We start from the raw sequence: 15,785 nt of genomic DNA, 5'->3' as shown, positions 1-15,785 counted from the left end.
GTCGGCCGGAACCGGGTCGGCCGGAACCGGGTCGGCCGGAACCGGGTCGGCCGGAACCGGGTCGGCCGGAACCGGGTCGGCCGGAACCGGGTCGGCCAAAAGAGCGAGGCCGGTCGACGCCACGGAGCGGTGGCCGGGAGCCGGGCCCGGGTGGCCCCGCTCCGCCGCCAGCGCCAGGAGCCGGTCACCCGCCGAGATCCGCCGCCCGACGACCAGGCGTACCGTCGCCGCGAAGCGCGGGTCCTGGAAGAGCCGCCAGGTGGCGACCTGGTGGGGCCGCAGGCCCGCCGCCCGCCAGAGCCGGGAGACCGCGGTCTGGTTGAGCCCCACCACCGCCGCCATGGCCCGGGTCGACCAGAGCCCGGCCCCGGCCGGGGGCGCCGTCTGGAGCGTCCGGGCCAGCACGGCGTCGACCTGCGCCGCCGTGAGCCGCCGGCCGGCCCCCGACCGTGGCCCGTCGAGCAGACCGGCGAGCCGCCGGTCGACGAAGCGGGCCCGCCACTTGCCCGCCGTGTGCGGCCCCACCTCCAGCTTCGTGGCGACGTCCCGGTTGGACAGCCCCTCCGCGCTGGCCAGCACGATCCGGGCCCGCAGGGCGAGGCGGCCCCCGCCCGTCCATGCCGCCCACTCCTCCAGCGTGCGGCGCTCGCATCCGGAGAGAACCAGTTCGGCCTTCGGTCGCCCCCGCGCGGCCATCCCGGTCAGCCGTCGGCGGAGGCGAACCGCAGCCGCAGCTCGTTGAGCTGGTCCAGCCCGGCCAGCACCGTCTTGTCCGGCAGCCCGAAGTCGATCAGGCAGGCCACCTCGTCCACCCCGATCTCCCGCAGCCGGCTCGCCACGCCGTACGCCTTGTCGACGGTGCCCAGCAGGCCCCCCTCGTCGAAGTAGCGCTGGAACGACCGCTCGACCAGGAAGTCCAGCTCCTCCGGGGGCAGCTTGGACGGGTCGATGCTGCGCTTGCCGTCCATCCGGGACCCGAGGATCAGGTGCAGCGAGCTGCGGATGTAGTCGCTCAACGCGGGGCGTACGAGGTCGCGCGTCTCGTCCTCGTCGTCGCCGAGGTGGGTGTGCACCATGAGCGCCACGTGACCGGGCCAGTCGCCGGGCCGGGCCGCGACGGCCTCCCGGTAGACCGCGATCTTCCCGGCCAGCTCGTCGAGGTCCTGGCCGAGCAGGTGGGTCAGCAGGCCCGCGCCGAGCTCGCCAGCGGTGCGGAAGGTCTCCACCGCGCCGCCGCTGGTCAGCCAGATGGGCAGCTCCGCCTGCACCGGCGGCGGGAAGACGCGCACCTGCCGGGTCTCCCCGACCCCGTCGGTGGCGGTGATCGACTCGCCCCGCCACAGCGCCCGGATCTGCTCGGCGTACTCGGCCAGGAGGGCGCGGCGGTCGGCGTACGTCTCCGGGCGGAGCACGAAGTCGGCCGCGTGCCAGCCGGAGGCGAGGGACACGCCGACCCGCCCGTTGGAGAGGTTGTCCACCATGGCCCACTCCTCCGCGATGCGCAGCGGGTGGTGCAGCGGCGCGACGACGCTGCCCGCGCGGATCGCCACCCGGCTGGTCACCGCGGCGACCGCCGCGCTGGTGACCGACGGGTTCGGGTAGAGGCCGCCGAACGGGTGGAAGTGGCGCTCCGGCGTCCAGACGGCGGCGAAGTCGTTGGCGTCGGCGAACCGCGCGCCGTCCAGCAGCACGCGGTACCGGTCGTGCTGCCCGAGCCGGCTGTCGTTGGCGAAGTAGAAGAGGCTGAAGTCCATCCGGTCAGCTCCTGTCGGATGAGAGGGGATCGCCGGCCGACTCGCCGCCGGCCACCGTCGTCGGCTCGTCCGTCGCCGGCTCGTCCGTCGTGGACCTGGCCTCGGGCACCTTCGCCGGCTCGGCCGTCGCCGACCCGGTCTCGGGCACCTTCGCCGGCTCGTCCGTGGCGGAGAAGCCGCTGCGGGTCGGGTTCTTGCGCGCCGCGCGTACCACGGCGGGGGCGAGCAGGCCGGCGGCGCACATGACCGCGCCGAAGACGAGCCAGCCGGACCAGCCGAAGCCGATGATGAGCACGGTCGCGGCGAACGGGGTGATGGTCGAGCCGAGCTGCGTCGACATGCCGAACAGCCCCTGGTACTGGCCGTGGCTGCCCTCGGGGGCCAGCCCGTACGCCAGGGACCACGCCCCCGAGCTGTGCAGCATCTCGCCGAGCACGTGCACGAGGGCGCCGGCGAGCAGGGCCGCCACCGCGGCCCAGACGGGCAGCCCACCGGCGAGGGCGAAGAGCACGCAGCAGGCGGCGAGCACCAGCCCGGCCCGCTGCCAGGCCCGGGCGCCGCCGTCCAGGCGTTCCGCTCCCCGGCTGACGCGCACCTGTAGCAGCACCACGCAGATCGTGTTGATCACGAGGATGGCGGGGTAGATCGCGGTGGGGGCCTCGGTGCGTTGCGCGATCCAGATGGGCAGCGCCACCGTCAGCAGCGGCCCGTTCATCACCAGCAGCGCGTTGAGCACGACGAACGCCGCGTACGGCCGGTCCCGCAGCACGACGAGGCTGGGCTGCGCCTCGGTGTTGCGGGTCGGCGGCACGACCGGCACCCGCAGGTAGGCCAGGCCGGCGACCGCGAACAGCGCACCCGCGAGGAGCAGCAGCGCCCGGTAGCCCGCCTGGGAGTCGAAGTAGAGCCCGATCCCGCCGATCACCGCGCCGAGGGTGACGCCCAGGTTGGCCACGGCTCGGAAGTACGACCAGGCCCGGACCCGTTCCTCCGGTGGCACCACGCCCGCGACCAGCGCCCCCCGGGAGGCGTCGGTGGCGGACTCGCCGGCCAGCACGAGGCAGGCGACGGCGGTCAGCCACCAGAAGCTGGTGGCGAAGGCGTAGCCGCAGGTGACCAGCCCGAGCGCGATCATGGCGAGCACGGTGGCGTTGCGCGGGCCGAAGATGTCGGCGGCGTGACCGGCCGGCACCGCGACCAGCATGCCGACCGCCGCCCCGATGGTCAGCGCCAGGCCGACCTTGGTGGCCGAGATCCCGATCGACGTCGTGAAGTAGAGCACGCTGACCGACATGATGATGCCGTGCGCGGCGGTCTTGGCCAGGTTGCTCAGCGACACCACCCGCACCACGCCCGCGGGCGGGACGAGCTCGGCCGTCACGGCACGCAGCCGGGCGGTCGCCGTCACGCCGGGCCCGCCGTCGCCAGTTCCGCCACGGAGTCCCGCAGCACCCCCCGGTCGATCTTGCCGTTGGCGTTCAGCGGCATGGCGGCCAGGTGGTTGAGCACCCGGGGCACCATGTGCAGCGGCACCTGCCGGCGCAGCCAGCGCCGCAACTGCGGCACCTCGTCACCCGTGTAGAAGCCGATCAATTCCGTCTCTCCTGTCCGGTTGACCGCGACGACGACGGCCTGGGTCACGCCGTCGTGCCGGCGCAGCGCCGCCTCGATCTCACCGAGCTCGATGCGGTAACCGCGCACCTTCACCTGGTTGTCCAGCCGGCCGAGGTGGACGAGGTTGCCGTCCTCGATGCGGACCCGGTCCCCGGTGCGGTAGTAGTGCTCGTCGGTGAGGCCGCCGCCCTCGTACGGTGTGGCGCCGTCGGGACCATACGTCAAGAATCGGCCGACATCGTCACCGGAGTCCAGGTATCCGACGAACCTCTGCACCCCGCGTACGCACAGCTCGCCCTCCTGGGCCGCGTGACCGTCCGCGCCGACGATCACGTGGTCGAGGAAGTCGTAGACCGGCCCGATCGGCACGGTGTCGTTGGAGGTCGCCGGCCACCGCAGCGGGTCGAGGTCCAGCCGGAACTCGGTGCAGGCCACGGTCAGCTCGGTCGGGCCGTACACGTTGGTGACGACGGCGCCCGGGGCGATCTCCTGCCACCGTTCGGCCTGCCGGTAGGTGAGCGGCTCGCCGATGAAGATGCTGTACCGCAGGTCGGTGACCTGCCCGGTGGGCAGGGTGCCCAGCTCGTCGCCGACGGAGACGACCGACGGCACGGAGAACCAGTGCGTGATCCGCCGGTCCCGCAGGTAGTCCACGGGGTTCAGCAGCTCCGCGCGGCGGGGCACGGCCAGGGTCGCGCCGCCGGCCCAGGTCACGAAGAGGTCGAACACCGACGGGTCGAAGGTGAGGTCGAAGGTGTGGGACACCCGCGCCCCCGGGCCCACGGCGAAGCGGTCGACGTTGTGGCGGACGTACGCCACCGCCGCGCGCTGCGGGATCGGCACCCCCTTGGGCCGCCCGGTCGACCCGGAGGTGAACAGGACGTAGGCCACGTCGTCCGGGCCGCCGCGGTGGTCGGCGAGGCCGACGCCGGTGCCGGCGAGCGCGCGGACCCGGTCGTCGTCGAGCGCGAGGACCGTCGGGGCGGCGTCACCGAGGCCGTCGGCGAGTTGCGGCGCGCCGGACTCGTCGGCGACCAGCACGTCCACGCGGGCGAGGTCGCACACCCGCCGGTTGCGCAGCACCGGGTAGCCGGGGTTGAGGGGGGTCACCGCCGCGCCGAGGCGCTGCGCGGCGAGGTAGCCGGCGAAGGCGGTGACGCTGCGCTGGGCGAGCAGCGCCACCCGGGCCGGCACGCCGCCGTGCCGGGCGACGATCTCCTCGGCCAGCGCCAGGGCGTGGCGGCGCAGGTCCGCGTAGGAGATCTCGTCGCCCTCGACCTCCAGCGCGACCGCGTCCGGGTGCCGGTCGACGGAGGCGGCGAACAGCTCGTAGAGGGTCATGCCGGCACCACCTCCGACCAGTCCCGCAGCCCGGTGTCGGCGTCGTCCAGCGCCGGGGCGCGCAGCCGCAGCGAGGTCGGCCCGCAGGCGCGCTCGGGCCGCAGGTGCAGCAGTTGCACCCCCTCCTCGCCTGCCGGGCCCACGTCGGCCAGGCAGGCGCACCCGTCGTCGGCGAAGCCGGCGAACCGGTAGGCGACCTCCATGATCCGGTTGCGGTTCGTCGGCCGGAAGTCCGCGGCGAGGTGCACGCCGGCCCGCGCCGCCTGGTCGCCGATCCACCGCAGGATGATCGCGCCGGCGCCGAAGGACACCACCCGGCAGGAGGTGGCGAGCAGCTTCAGGTGCCACACGCCCGGGTGCCGGGCCAGCAGCGCCACCCCGACCGCGCCGTGCGGCCCGAATCGGTCGGTCATGCTGACCACCAGCACCTCGTGCCGCGGGTCGTCGAGCAGGCCGCGCAGGGTGGCGTCGGAGTAGTGCACGCCGGTGGCGTTCATCTGGCTGGTGCGCAGGGTCAGCTCCTCCAGGCGGGAGATGTCCTCGTCCCTCGCCCGGTCGATGACCATCTCCAGCTCCAGGCTGCGCAGGAACTCCTCGTCCGGGCCCTGGAAGCCCTCCCGCGCGGTGTCCCGGCGGAACTTCGCCTGGTACATCTGCCGGCGGCGGCGGGAGTCCACCGTGACGGCCGCCGGGCTGAACTCGGGCAGGCCGGTCAGCGTGCCGGCCTGGTCGGCCAGGTAGCACCGGACCTCGGGAAGCCGGTGGCCGATCTCGGCCAGCTCGGTCGGCTGGTCGTCGATGAACGCGATCGTGTTCAGGGCGAACTGGAGCTCGTCGGCGATCGCCCGGATCGAGTCGGGCTTGCGCCCCCAGCCGATCTGCGGGACGACGAAGTAGTCGGCCACGCCGAGTTCCACCAGCCGGGCCCACGCGTGCTCGTGGTCGTTGCGGCTGGCGACCGACTGGAGGATGCCCCTGGCGTCGAGGGTGGCGATGGTCTCCCGCACCTCGTCGGGCAGGGTCACCTCGCCGTCCTCCAGCAGCGTGCCGCGCCACAGGGTGTTGTCCAGGTCCCAGACGAGACACTTCACCGTCGGCGGTGTCTGGCTCACGGTCGTTCCCTTCGTCAGATGCGCCAGACCGTGGCCGCCCAGGCCGCCACGGGGCTGTTGTTGAGGACGAGGACGTGGTCGCCGGGGCCGACGTCGCCGCCGGCGAGCAGCCGGTCCAGGTTGAGCACGACGTCCATCGCGCCGAGGTGTCCGTACTCGGCGAGCTGGCGCTGGCAGACCGGGTGGATGGGCAGCCCCAGCAGGGACTGGTAGAAGCCGTACGCGCTGGCGGTCACGTTCTGCATGAGCGTCGCGGCGACGTCGGCCTTGGTGATCCCGGCGTCGGCGAGGACCGTCTCGACCATCCGGCCGAGCCGCTGCCGGCTGTGCAGCGCCAGCTCGAACCGGTACCGGTCGGGAGACTCGCACTCCTCGCGCCACTCGTACCAGGGGGACTGCTTGTAGTCCACCCGGAACAGGTCGTGGAACGTGCCGTCGCTCTCCTGCCGGTGCGCCACCAGGGCCGGGCGGCCGTCGCGGACGATGGTCATCGCGTACGCCCCGTCGCCGATCACCGTCACCGGGAAGCGCACCCGGTCCACGCCGGTCGGGCGGCTGGCGTGCGCGATCAGCACGCTCTGCCGGGTGGGGTCGGCGACCAGGAGGTCCCGGGCCAGCGCCCAGGCGGCGCTGGAACCGGTGCAGCCGAGACCGTCCAGGGTGAACGCGAACGCGCGGTCGAAGCCGCCGTCGAGCTGCAACCGCCCCGAGTCGGAGCCGAGCAGGACGTCCGGCGCGCGCGACCCCACCATGACCAGCACGTCCGGGTCCAGCGGCGTCGCCTTGCCCAGCTCCTGACACGCCTGGACGGCGTAGTCCGTGGTCGGTGCGTCCGGGAACACGCCGACGCGGTCGATCCCGCAGGTGTCGACGAACTCGCGTTCCTCGGTCCGCAGCGCGTCGACCTCGGGAAGCGCGGCGACGGGGGTGGACGCCTCGGGCAGGACGCAGCGGATCGCCCCGATGCCGACGGTCATGACCAGGCCGCCAGCGCGTGGTCGGCCAGCATGAGCTGGGACATCTCGTTGCTCCCCTCGATGAGCTCCATGAGCTTGGCGTCCCGGTACGCGCGGGCCACCGGGTGCCCGTCGCGGCTGCCGGCGGAGGCGAGGACCTGCACCGCCGTACTCGCCCCCTCGGCGGCCCGGGTGGCGGCGAAGTGCTTGGCCAGCACGGCGGCCATGACCAGGTCGGACGTGCGGGCGTCCCAGGCCCGGCTGGCGTGCTCGCACAGCCGGGTCGCGGCCTGCTCGGCGACCGTCAGCTCCGCCAGGTGCCGCCGCACGAGTTGGTGGGAGGCGAGCAGGGCCCCGCCCTGGGCCCGGGCGGCGGCGTGCCGGGCGGCCTCGGCCAGGCAACTGCGGAGGATCCCCACGCAGCCCCAGGCCACGGAGACCCGGCCGTACGTCAGCGCCGTGGTGGCGATCAGGCCCAGCGGCATGGCCGCCCCGCCGAGCACCGCGTCCCTGGGCAGGCGTACCCCGTCGAGGTGGACGTCGGCGTGGCCGGCGGCCCGACAGCCGAGCGGGTCGGCCACCCGCTCGACGTGCACGCCCGGCGCGTCCGTCGGCACCAGCACCGCCGCCGCCTCGTCGCCGAACCGGCCGAAGACCACCAGCAGGTCGGCGTAGGCGCCGACGGTGATCCACACCTTCCGCCCGTCGACCCGCAGGCCGGAGCCGTCCTCGCTGATTCGGGTGCTCATCGCGGACAGGTCGCTGCCCGCCCCGGGCTCGCTGAAGGCGACCCCGGCGAGGCTGCCGCTGGTCAACGCGGCCAGGTGGGTGCGCCGCTGGGCGGCCGAGCCGAGGCGCATGATCGTCCACGCCGCCATGCCCTGCGAGGTGAGCACGCTGCGCAGCGAGCTGCACCGGGTCCCGGTGGCGGCGGTCAGCTCGCCGTTGTCCAGGCTGGACAGGCCGAGGCCGCCGTACTCCTGGGGGATCTGCGCGCAGAGCACACCCTTGGTGCCCAGCTCGCGCAGGGTCTCCAGCGGAATCTGGCCGGTGCGGTCCCAGGTCTCCGCGTGATCGCCGACGGCGGCGGCGACCAGCGCCGCCGCCTCGGACCACCGCTCAGCCATCGGAGTCCCCGCGCAGACGCAGGACCAGCTCGGTCATCCGGTCGACCGTCCGGAAGTTGTCGAGCCGCAGGTCGGGCCCGCCGATGACGACGTCGAACGTCGACTCGATGTGCACCACCAGCTCCAGCGCGAACAGCGACGAGACCAGGCCGGCGGCGAAGATGTCGAGGTCCGGCTCGATGTCCTTCTTGGTCTGCCGCTCCAGGAACTCGGTGAGCTGGCCGCGGATCGATCCCGGGCTGAGGGTGTGCTGGTCGGTGGTGGATGAGCTCACTTGGTCCCCCTGTGTTCGTAGAAGCCACGCCCGGTCTTGCGCCCGAAGTCGCCGGCGGCGACCTTGGCCAGCAGCAGCGCGGATGGCTCGTAACCCTGGTCGCCCGTGCGGTCGCGGAGCACCCGCAGGGAGTCGACGACGTTGTCCAGGCCGATCAGGTCGGCGGTGGCCAGCGGCCCGGTGCGGTGCCCGAGGCAGCCGGTGAACAGCAGGTCGATCTCCTCCGGCGTGGCGAGCCCCTCGTCCGCGATACGGGCCGCCTCGTTGATCATTCGTTGCAGCACCCGGTTGATGACGAAGCCGGGCCCGTCACCGACCAACACGACCTCGCGGCCCATGCCGGTCAGGAAGTCGCGGGCGACGGCCAGCGCGGCCTCGGAGCTGCGCGGCCCCCGGACCACCTCCACCGTCTTGATCAGGTACGGCGGGTTCATGAAGTGGGCGCCGACGGTGCGCTCGGGGTGTGCGACCGACCCGGCCAGCTCGTCCACCGGGATGGCGGAGGTGTTGGTGAGCACCAGCGCCTGTGGCCCGACGAGCGCGGAGACCTCGGCGAGCACCTTCGCCTTGACGTCGGCCAGCTCGGTGACGGCCTCGACGACCACGTCGGCGTCGGCGACGTCGGCCAGGTCCACGGTGGTACGCAGCTCGGCCACGTCCGTCCCGGTCTGCGCCCCCATCAGCCGGGCCAGCCGCAGGTGGCGGGTGACCTCGTCCCGGGCCCGGTTGAGCACATCCCGGTCGACGTCGACCAGGGTGACCGGCAGGCCGTTCCCGACGGCGAGGGCGGCGATGGCGCTGCCCATCACCCCCGCGCCCAGCACGGCGACATGTCGCTGCTTCATACCCGCTCCTCGATCGCGTTGACGTCGCCGCCCTGCCCCGCCAGGCCGGGCAGGAGCGCGGCGAACTCCTCGTGGCGTTCGGCCAGGAACTCCAGGCCCCGGCGCAGTTGCTCGGGGGTGACGGCGGCGGAGAGGCCCTGCTTGCGCAGCCAGGGCTGCCAGCCCCGGACCTGCACGTCGTCCTCGGCCAGCTCGTGCCCCTCCAGCTCGTAGAGGGCCACGGCCGACATGACCTCGCTGCCGCCGTCCAGCGCCCGCTCGGCCACCCGCCGTTGCCACTGCGGCAGCGGCATCGGCTCGGTCGCCAGACCGGCCCGGCCGAGCATGTCGAACAGCTCCCGGGTGCTGATCGAACGCTCGTCGGCCAGGTGGTAGACCCGGCCGACCGAGGACGGCGACAGCGCCAGCGACACGACCGCCCGGGCGATCACGTCGACCGGGGAGACCGGCTCGGCGCGCTCGTCGGTGGGGTGGGCGCCGACGGCGACGCCGCTGGCGAGCATCCGCCACACCAGGTCCTTGTTGTTGCAGGCCCCGGTGTCCCGGGCCGCCATGATCAGGCCGGGCCGGAACACCCGGCCGCGTACGCCGGCCTCCTCGGCCTTCTCCAGCAGCCGCTCGCCCACCCACTTGCTGACCCCGTAGCCGCCCAGGTCGGAGTGCAGGGGCTGCTTGCGGGTCTCCAGCCGGGTCCCCGCCGTGCCCGACCCCGCGCCGGTCGCGGCCAGCGTCGACACGTAGCTGAAGTCGCGGATGCCGTGCCGGCACATCCAGTTCAGCAGGCCCGCCATCGGCAGGACGTTGTCCTCCCGCAGCGTCCGGTACGGCTCGGTGAAGACCACCCGGGCCGCGCAGTGCAGCACGTGCCCGACCTGGTCGGCGAGTTCGCCGTCGAGGTCTGCGGCATCCGTGCCGGCGAAGGCCCGCAGGTCCGCCGGGACGACCCGGACCAGCTCGGGGTCCGGCTCCGGCAGGGCCAGGCGCGCGGCGGTCTCCCGCAGCCGCCGCATGCCCGCCTGCTCGTCGGCCGCCCGCACGACGCAGTGGACGCGCCGGCCGGCGCGCTGCAACTCGTGCAGCAGGAAGGCGCCGAGGTAGCCCGCCGCCCCGGTGAGCAGCACGTCCCGGCCCGGGGCGCGACGCGGGGCCATCGGCCCGATCGGCAGCGCCAGGTCCGCGTCGATCAGCTCGCCGTCCCGGTCGGCCGCGCTCTGCCGGTCGGGGGTGACGCCGGCCCGGACGATCTCGGCGAGCCGGCGTACGGTGGCCCGGCTGCCGCCGGCCCGGTGCAGGTTGATCAGCACGCCGTACTGCTGCTGGATCCGCAGCACCATCTGCACCGACAGCAGCGACGTGCCGCCCAGCGCGCCGAACTCGTCGTCCAGCCCGACGTCGCCCCGGTCGAACAGCTCCCGCCAGATGCCGGCGATGCTCTCCTCGATGGAGTCCCCCGCCGCCGCCGGCTCCGCGCCGACGGGCGCGGGCGTCGGCTGCCGGCGGAACACGTCGAGGTGGTCCAGCGGCCAGTACCGCTTGCGCTGGAACGGGTACGTCGGCAGGCGGAGCCGCCGGCCCCGGCCGCCGCTGACCGCCTCCCAGTCGACCGCCACGCCGTGCAGCCAGGCGGTGCTCAGCGCCTCGTCCCAGCCGTCGTCGTCGGCGGCGGGCACCAGGACCCCCCGCGAGTCGGCCAGGCCCGCGTCGCCACCGGTCCCGCCCAGCACCACCGCGTACCGGTCCCCGGCGAGGTCGAGCCGGTCGACCACGGCCGAGCCGGGCAGCGCGGCCCGCAACGCGGCCAGCCGCGCGGGTGCCGCCTGTTCCCCCGCCACGATGACGGCGGTGCGGCGGTCGGCCCGCACGGTGCGCACGGCCGGGGGGCGGGGCAGCCGCAGCGCCGCCGCGAGCCGGTCGGCGGGTGCGGTCACCACCCGCCGCTCGTCGAAGACCGCCCGCCCGACCCGCAGCGTGTACGCGACGTCCGCCGCCTGCGCGGGGTCGCTGTCGAGCCGGTCGGCCAGCGCCCGGCACAGCTGGTCCAGCTCCACCCGGTTGCGGGCGGAGACGTTCAGCCGGACGACGGGCGTCGACGGCGCGGGCCGCCGGATCGGCGCGGGCGGCGCGGCCACCACCATCGTGGCGTTGGTGCCGCCCACGCCCATCGAGTTGACCAGCACCAGCCGGTCCGGCTCGGGGCACTCGCGGCGGGCGGTGGTGACGAAGAACGGGCTCTTCTCCAGCTCCGCCGGGTCGCGGGCCACGTCGAACGTCGGGTGCGGGGGCAGCGAGCCGGTGCCGGCCACGTGGATCGCCTTGATCAACCCGGCGATGCCGGCGGCCGGGCCGAGGTGCCCGATGTTCGACATCACCGAGCCGAGGCCGCAGTAGCCCACCTCGTCGGTGCTGCGCCGGAACGCCTCGGTCAGGGCCAGCAGCTCGATGTGGTCGCCCAGCGGCGTGCCGGTGCCGTGTGCCTCGACGTAGCGGACCGCGTCGGCGGAGACGCCCGCGACCGACAGCGCCGCCGCGATCACGTCGGCCACCCCGTCGAGGTTCGGGGCGGCGTAGCCGAGGCGCGCGCCGCCGTCGTTGCCGACCGCCGAGCCGCGCAGCACGGCCAGCACGGGGTTGCCGTCGGCGAGGGCGTCGGCGAGCCGGCGCAGGGCCACCACCCCGACCCCGGAGCCGTACGTGGTGCCGCTGCTGCTCGCGTCGAAGGAGCGGACGTAGCCGTCCTCGGAGACCCACGCCCCGGGGATCGGCTGGTAGCCGAGCAGCGGCTCCACGACTGTCGCGCCGCCGGCGAGCACCACGTCGCACTCCCCGGCGAGCAGGCTCAGCATGCCGTAGTGCACCGCGTACAGCGACGAGGAGCAGCCCGTCTGGACGCTGACGGACGGCCCGCGCAGGCCGAGCTTGTAGGCCGTCCGCGAGGTCATGAAGTCGGCCTGCCCGCCGACGGTCAGGTCGAGGTCGCCGATCGCGGCGGCGAGCCCGTGGTCGCGGACCTTGGCGGCGAAGACGGCCGCCGAGTAGTTGCCCGCGGCGCTGCTGGCGAAGACGCCGGTCACCAGGCGGTCCGCGCCCGGCGCCAGGCCCGCCGACTCCAGCGCCTCCCAGCAGGACTCCAGGAAGATGCGCTGCTGCGGGTCGATGGCGTCGACCTCGCGGGGGGTGTACCCGAAGAAGTCGGCGGCGAAGTCGGCCACCCCCGGCAGGGTCGCGCCGACCCGGACGAAGCCCGGCTGGCGCATCTCCTCCTCGGTGTGGCCGGCCGCGCGGAGCTGCTCGTCGGTCAGCTCCCGCATCGAGACGACGCCGGTGTCGATGTTGCGCCAGTACTGCTCGGGGTTCCACGCGTCGGGGAAGCGGCAGGCCGTCCCCACGACGGCGATGTCGGTGTCGGAGATCTCGGTCATGACGGTCGGGGCACCTCCACCGTGCGGGCCCGGCCGAGCAGGGCGCGGCGTTGGCTGGCGCCGGTCACCTGCTGCCGCGGCTCCTCGCCGCCGCCGGCCAGCAGCCTGGCCTGCGCCCGGATCGTGGCGTGCTGGAACAGGTCGGCCACCCGCAGCGACCGCTCGGTGAGCTGGTGCAGGTCCTCCCAGAGCATGATGAGCAGCAGCGAGCTGCCGCCGGCCTCCAGGAAGTTCTGGTCCGGGTCGAGGCTGCCCGGATCGTCGACGTCGAGTACCTCGGCCCAGGCGGCCCTGACCCGATCGAACAGTTGGTCCTCCGTCAGGGTGGTCAATGTCCCTCCAGTGGTCGAGCGGTGGGCTGCCGGATGAGGTCGTCCGCCGCGGTGGTGACCGCGTGCAGGACGGCTTGCGCGGTGGCGGGGTCGAACAGGGCGGCGGAGTACAGCAGCTCCCACCGCAGGTCCTGCCGCCGGTCGACGACGGTGAGTTCGAGCTCGTACTTGAGGTGCAGCGGGTCGAGCGGGCGGATCGTGGCGGTGACGTCCGGCCCGAGGTCCGGGGGCGACAGCTCGCCGTCGGAGGCGCTGAGGTAGACCGGCGTCACCGGCGGCCGGCCGAGGTCGCGGTCGGGATGCAACGCGGCGGCGACCGCGTCGAACGGGGCCGCGGAGTGCCGGAAGCTGAGGTTCGCCGCGTCCCGCACCCGGGCCAGCAGCTCCTGCCAGGTCGGCTCGCCGCTGGCGTCGGCGCGCAGCACGAGCGTGTCGATGAACAGGCCCACCGCGTCGGCGCTGCGCGCCCCCGTCCGCTGCGACCACGGGAAGGCGAACAGGAAGTCGCGCTGGCCGCCGACCCGGGCGAGCGCCACCGCCAGCAGCGCGGCCGAGACCATGAACATGGTGCAGCCGGCGTCCGCCGCGACCTTGCGCAGCCGGTCGGCGCGGGTCGGGTCGAGGTCGTACGTCAGCCGGCCCGCCCGGGTCTCCTGGGTGTCGCCGCGGCCCCTGTCGTACGGCAGGACCACGTCGACCGGCGCGCCGGTGAGCGCCTGCACGACCGCCCGGGTGTCGGCCTGCGCGGCGTCGTCGGGATCGGTGTGGCCCGTCGCGGCCACCGGCTCGGGCAGTTCCTCGCCCCGGTAGGCCGCCGCGATCTGGCGCAGCAGCAGTTGCCGCGACCAGCCGTCGAAGACGATGTGGTGGACGACGACGACGAGGGTGACGCCCCGCCCGCCCCGGTCCAGCAGGTGCGCCCGGGCGGGGGCGGCGCGGGCCAGGTCGAAGCCGGTCCAGCTCCACTCCGCGACGGCCTCGCGCGCCTGCTCGTCGGTCCAGCCGGCGGCGTCCACCACGGTGACGTCGCCGGCCGGGCCGTCCGTGCGGTGGTAGACCCGCCGCTGCCGGCGGTCGAGCTCGAAGCGGGCCCGCAGCGCCGGGTGCCGGGCGAGCACGGTCCCGACGGCGGCGTGCAGCCGCTCGACGTCGACCGGGCCGGCGAGGTCCACCACGGTGGGCACCAGGTACGCCTGCCGCAGCCACGGCAGGCGGTCGACGGACCAGAAGCGTTGCTGCGCGGGGCTGGTGGCCTGCCGGCCATCGCTTTCCGTCGGCGGCGCGGCGGCGGCCCGGGGCGGGGCCGCGAGGAGCCGGGCCAGCCCGGCCACCGTCGGGTCGGCCAGGAACTCCCGCGCCGACAGGACGGTGCCGTCCTGGCGTTCGATGCGGCGCAGCATGGTGACGACCAGCAGGGAGTGGCCGCCGAGGGCGAAGAAGTCGGCCGCCGGGGTCAGCCCGGCCGCGACCGCCTCCGGCGGCTCGTCGACCAAATCGGTCAGCGCCACGGCGAAGCACTCGGCGGCCCGGCGCAGCGCCGCCTCGGGCACCGGGGCCGCCGTCCCGGCCGTCGGGGGCGGCGCGGCCGGCGCGGCCGTCGTCGCCCACGCCGGGTCCGGCCCGAACCGGGCCAGCTCCGCCAGGGGTACGGCGTACCGCTGCGTCACGGCCCCGAGCAGCCCGAGGTACGCCTCGGCCAGCGCCGCCACCACCGTCCGGGGATAGCGGGCCAGGTCGTGCTCCCAGCGGGCGTACCAGCCGTCGGCCCGCTCCTCGACGGTGAGCATCAGGTCGAACTTGGCGGTGCCGTTGGGCAGCACCTCGGGCAGCGCCCAGCGCACCGGCGTCTCCGGGCCGGGCACGGGGAAGTTCTGTAGGGCGAAGGCGACCTCGACCAGCTCGGCACGCGCCGCGGCGGTGAGCCGGTGATACGGCAGGCGCTGGTAGAGCAGGGTGCGGAACGCCTCGCCCCGTGCCTGGGCGCACAACTGCGCGAAGTCGTCCGCGTCGCCCAACCGGGCCCGCAGCGGCACGGTGTTGACGAAGAAGCCGACCACGTCGTCGGCCTCGGGGCCGGGCCGGTTGGCGGCGATCACCCCGTACCGGAAGGTGTCCCGCCCGGACCAGAGGCCCAGCAGCACCTGGAACGCGGTGCCGAACAGCACGAACGGCGTGATGCGGTGTTCGGCGGCCAGTGCGCTGGCGCGGTCCCAGAGCCCGGCGGGCAGGGCGGTGACCACCTCGCCGCCCGCCCGCACCACCGCGCGGCCGGAGGCGGCGGGCAGTGCCCCGGCGAGGGTGAGCCCGGGCCCGGCGGCGAGGAGTTCCGCCGCCCGCTCCGTCACCGCGGCGCGCGTGTCGGGCCGGCGGCCCGCCTCCCGGTCGCGCCGCGCCAGCTCGGCGAAGCGGACCGCAACGGCGGGCAGGCGGGGCGGCCGGCCCTCGACGCCGGCCGCGTAGGCCGTGGCGAGGTCGGCGCAGAGCCGCCCCATCGACCAGCCGTCGAAGGCGATGTGGTGCAGGACGAGCAGCACCGCGTCCCCGCCGGTGAGGCCGGTGAACGCGACGCAGCGCAGCACCTGGCCGGTGGCGAGGTCGAGCGGCGCGGCACAGAGTCGACGTACCTCGTCCTCGACGTCGGCCCAGGACCCGCCGGGGGCCCGGACCACCTGGACCGGGACGTCGGCCGCCGGGCCGACGAACTGCTCCGGCTCGTCGCCGCGCAGCCGGTAGCCGGTCCGCAGGGGCTCGTGCCGGGCCACCACCGCGGTCAGCGCGACGCCGAGCACCGCCGGGTCGACCCGGCCCTGCCAGCGCAGCAGCACGGGGACGAGGTAGGTGGCCGCGCCGGGGGCGGCGGCGTCGATCAGCCACAACCGCTCCTGCGCGAGGGACAGCGGGGCGCATTCCGGGCTGTCGGCCGCCGGGTGGCCGTTCTGTGGGAAGTCCGTGCGTGGGATATCGGTCTCCCGCGCCGACCCGGGCGCTCGGGTGTCCATTCGGGTTCCTTC

The 15,785-nt window shown here is 74.8% G+C and carries 12 protein-coding genes; all 12 read right to left on the bottom strand.

Annotated elements, in window-relative coordinates; all coding sequences use genetic code 11:
• On the bottom strand, positions 1–696 hold a 696-nt coding region (locus tag ACFYWL_RS10190), incomplete at its 3' end, for a helix-turn-helix domain-containing protein (protein ID WP_386970006.1).
• 5 nt (positions 697–701) lie between these two features.
• The gene (locus tag ACFYWL_RS10185) at positions 702–1,754 is read right to left on the bottom strand and encodes a MupA/Atu3671 family FMN-dependent luciferase-like monooxygenase (RefSeq protein ID WP_386970003.1); all 1,053 of its coding nucleotides are present in this window, start codon (positions 1,752–1,754) and stop codon (positions 702–704) included.
• A gap of 4 nt (positions 1,755–1,758) precedes the next feature.
• Positions 1,759–3,162: an MFS transporter gene (locus ACFYWL_RS10180; protein ID WP_386970001.1), complete on the bottom strand. Its 1,404-nt coding sequence runs from the start codon at positions 3,160–3,162 to the stop codon at positions 1,759–1,761.
• Positions 3,159–4,709, bottom strand: a complete 1,551-nt coding sequence (locus tag ACFYWL_RS10175; RefSeq protein WP_386969998.1) for an AMP-binding protein — start codon at positions 4,707–4,709, stop codon at positions 3,159–3,161. Before ACFYWL_RS10175 ends, ACFYWL_RS10180 begins: the two co-directional genes overlap by 4 nt.
• Positions 4,706–5,821 carry an HAD-IIIC family phosphatase gene (locus ACFYWL_RS10170; RefSeq protein WP_386969995.1) on the bottom strand — a complete coding sequence of 372 codons (1,116 nt, stop codon included), beginning with the start codon at positions 5,819–5,821 and terminating at the stop codon, positions 4,706–4,708. The genes ACFYWL_RS10175 and ACFYWL_RS10170 overlap by 4 nt, the downstream gene beginning before the upstream one ends.
• A gap of 14 nt (positions 5,822–5,835) precedes the next feature.
• The gene (locus ACFYWL_RS10165; RefSeq protein WP_386969993.1) at positions 5,836–6,798 is read right to left on the bottom strand and encodes a 3-oxoacyl-[acyl-carrier-protein] synthase III C-terminal domain-containing protein; all 963 of its coding nucleotides are present in this window, start codon (positions 6,796–6,798) and stop codon (positions 5,836–5,838) included.
• On the bottom strand, positions 6,795–7,904 hold the full coding sequence (locus ACFYWL_RS10160) for an acyl-CoA dehydrogenase family protein (RefSeq protein WP_386969990.1): 1,110 nt from the start codon (positions 7,902–7,904) through the stop codon (positions 6,795–6,797). The genes ACFYWL_RS10165 and ACFYWL_RS10160 overlap by 4 nt, the downstream gene beginning before the upstream one ends.
• Positions 7,897–8,178 (bottom strand): acyl carrier protein, encoded by a 282-nt coding sequence (locus ACFYWL_RS10155; RefSeq protein ID WP_386969988.1) that lies wholly within the window; start codon positions 8,176–8,178, stop codon positions 7,897–7,899. The genes ACFYWL_RS10160 and ACFYWL_RS10155 overlap by 8 nt, the downstream gene beginning before the upstream one ends.
• Positions 8,175–9,023: a 3-hydroxyacyl-CoA dehydrogenase family protein gene (locus ACFYWL_RS10150; RefSeq protein ID WP_386969985.1), complete on the bottom strand. Its 849-nt coding sequence runs from the start codon at positions 9,021–9,023 to the stop codon at positions 8,175–8,177. Before ACFYWL_RS10150 ends, ACFYWL_RS10155 begins: the two co-directional genes overlap by 4 nt.
• On the bottom strand, positions 9,020–12,442 hold the full coding sequence (locus ACFYWL_RS10145) for a thioester reductase domain-containing protein (protein ID WP_386969982.1): 3,423 nt from the start codon (positions 12,440–12,442) through the stop codon (positions 9,020–9,022). Before ACFYWL_RS10145 ends, ACFYWL_RS10150 begins: the two co-directional genes overlap by 4 nt.
• Complete coding sequence (locus ACFYWL_RS10140; RefSeq protein ID WP_386969979.1) at positions 12,439–12,774, bottom strand: acyl carrier protein; 336 nt, start codon at positions 12,772–12,774, stop codon at positions 12,439–12,441. Before ACFYWL_RS10140 ends, ACFYWL_RS10145 begins: the two co-directional genes overlap by 4 nt.
• The gene (locus ACFYWL_RS10135; protein ID WP_386969977.1) at positions 12,771–15,773 is read right to left on the bottom strand and encodes a condensation domain-containing protein; all 3,003 of its coding nucleotides are present in this window, start codon (positions 15,771–15,773) and stop codon (positions 12,771–12,773) included. The genes ACFYWL_RS10140 and ACFYWL_RS10135 overlap by 4 nt, the downstream gene beginning before the upstream one ends.
• Positions 15,774–15,785: the final 12 nt, after the last annotated feature.

This window comes from Micromonospora sp. NPDC002575 (assembly GCF_042889525.1).
In the GTDB taxonomy this organism is placed as follows: Bacteria; Actinomycetota; Actinomycetes; order Mycobacteriales; family Micromonosporaceae; genus Micromonospora; species Micromonospora carbonacea.
The sequence above is the reverse complement of the archived record's forward strand: the minus strand, read 5'-3'. Positions and strand labels throughout refer to the sequence as shown.